Here is a 2,170-nt window from a genome sequence, read left to right on the forward strand (position 1 = left end):
GCTGAACTCGTAGAACAGAGCCTCCTGCGCCACCTGCCGCTCGCCCATCATCGCGCCGCCCTCCGCAAGGGCGACTGAATCAGGACTTCACGCCCGCAGCAACGCCGACTTTTTCAACAACATCGGCGCCTGCCGGCAAAGCTGTTGTCGCTCGAAGCGTCCGTTATGCGTCAGGCAGCTGCGCGGTGAGCAAGGCGCGCTTCCAGCTTGTCAAACCGCTCGCAAGTTGCGTCCCGCCTTCGCACGGATCCTTTCGCGATGGGCGGTATAGAGCCCGCTTGCAGCGATCACGGCGCCGCCGAGGAAGGTCATGGCCTGCGGGACGGCTGCGAAAAGGAAGAACGAGAGCAGAGAGGAGGATGCGAGCTGCACATATGAGAAGGGCGCCAGCACCGATGCCTGGGCCTTCCTGAATGCGAGGATGACCAGGCTGTGGCCGACCGTGGAGAACAGCCCCATGAGGACGCCGATGCCGATCTCGTGCAGCGCTATACTCTTCCAGACGAAGGGAACTCCCAGGGATAGGACGATGAGGCCGATGATCGCGGACCAGGCCAGCGTGACCTCGGGCCGCTCGGCGTGCATTTTCCGGGTCACGATCGCGGCGACCGCCCAAGACATGGCGGCGCCGATCGGGAGCAGGGCCGCGGCACTGAAGCCGGATCCGCCCGGCTGCACTACGATCAGCACGCCGGCGAAGCCAACCGCAGCGGCAGCCCAGCGGCGCATGCCGACCTTCTCGCCAAGCAGCGGAATCGAGAGCGCCGTGATGAATATCGGTGAGATGAAATTGATCGCGGTGTTCTCGGCAACGGGGAGCAGCGTCAGGCCGAGGATAAAGAGCACAGCGGATCCGGCGACAGCGAGGCCCCGCAGCGACTGCATTCCGACAGACTTCGTGTCCAGACCGCTGCGGCCACGAATGAGCAGCGTCGTCGGCACGACCAACAGGGCGAACACGACGTATCGGAGCCACGTCACCTGCAATCCCGGAAGGCTGCCAGTAAGCAGTTTCGCCGTGACGTCGCCAGCGGCGAAGAACAGGGTGCTCGCAAGGATGAGCCCGATCGCGACAAGGGGGTTGTCGGTCACGCCGGCGGATGCGGCCGGAACGTTCTGCGCCGGGTTCGAAGCCCTGACAAGGGCATCAGCATCGGCCGCGGAGGCTGAGGGCGGGGGAGGCATTGCGATCCGTTCGGGCAGGCAATCCGGCGGCGCCGGAACTGATATCGAGCAAGCCGTAAGATCGTGATTAAAGCGTGAAATCGTGAGGCAGCCTCGGCTCATCCGCCATGCATTCTACGCATGAATTCCGGAGTGGATCAGTTTTGCCCCCTCATTCTCGAGGCGCGCTGTGCAGCGAACACCTCGACGAAACCCTCCACCCTCCTGATTTCGAACAGGCCCCACCGCTGCGGGGTCCATGCGTGCGAGATAGTCGGCCATGCGGCTCTGGCGGCCGGCGCGGGCTTCTGCCTCGAGCTTGTTGACGAGATCGACGACGTTGAAGAAGCGGTCGCGGAAGCGGCGATTCTAGGCACGCTCCTTGCCGACGAAGATCGTCTCCACCGCGGTCTTCACGCTGTCGTAGATGCCGCGCGTGCAGGCGCCCTTGAAGAAGGCGAAGGCCCGGTCATGGGCATCGAAGACCATCTCCTGGCTCTCGCGCGGATAGGCCCGCACAAACAGCATGCGCGAGTGACAAAGCCGGACATGCGCCACCTTCACCTGCGTCGTCGCGCCATTGATGACGACGATCTCGTGGCTCCAGTCGAACTGATAGGCTTCGCCGGGCGCAAAGCTCAAAGGCACATAGACATCCGCCGTGACCGCGGATTGCTCGCGGCGTCAGCCTCGCGCATAGCGGCGAACGGCATCGTAGTAGCCGAGATCCCGCAGCTCTTCGAAGAGCCGGGTCAGCGTCAGGCGCTCGCGGGCCGGCTTGCCGTCGTTCGCCATCGGCAGCCGATCCAGCTCAGGGCGCCAGGGCCCGATCTTCGGCTGCGGCTGTACGTTCCGCTCATACTCAAACGAGGTCGCCCCCGAGCGCAGCACGTTCCGAACCGTGTTCCGCGAGACGTGCAGCTCGCGGGCGATCTCCTTGATCGTCTTCTCCCGGACCGAAAACTCGCGCCGGATCCGCGCAATCGTATCCACGCCCTTCATCCCC

1 protein-coding gene and 2 pseudogenes are annotated in these 2,170 nt (G+C 64.3%); all 3 read right to left on the reverse strand.

Annotated elements, in window-relative coordinates:
- Positions 1-210 precede the first annotated feature (210 nt).
- Positions 211-1,092, reverse strand: a complete 882-nt coding sequence (locus RKE40_RS29475; RefSeq protein ID WP_316021710.1) for a DMT family transporter — start codon at positions 1,090-1,092, stop codon at positions 211-213.
- A gap of 327 nt (positions 1,093-1,419) precedes the next feature.
- Positions 1,420-1,521, reverse strand: a pseudogene (locus RKE40_RS29480) (ATPase); the annotation flags it as partial.
- Between the two features lie 15 nt (positions 1,522-1,536).
- Positions 1,537-2,166, reverse strand: a pseudogene (gene istA / locus RKE40_RS29485) (IS21 family transposase); the annotation flags it as partial.
- Positions 2,167-2,170: the final 4 nt, after the last annotated feature.

The organism is Allobosea rubneri (assembly GCF_032464875.1).
Classification (GTDB): domain Bacteria; phylum Pseudomonadota; class Alphaproteobacteria; order Rhizobiales; family Beijerinckiaceae; genus Allobosea; species Allobosea rubneri.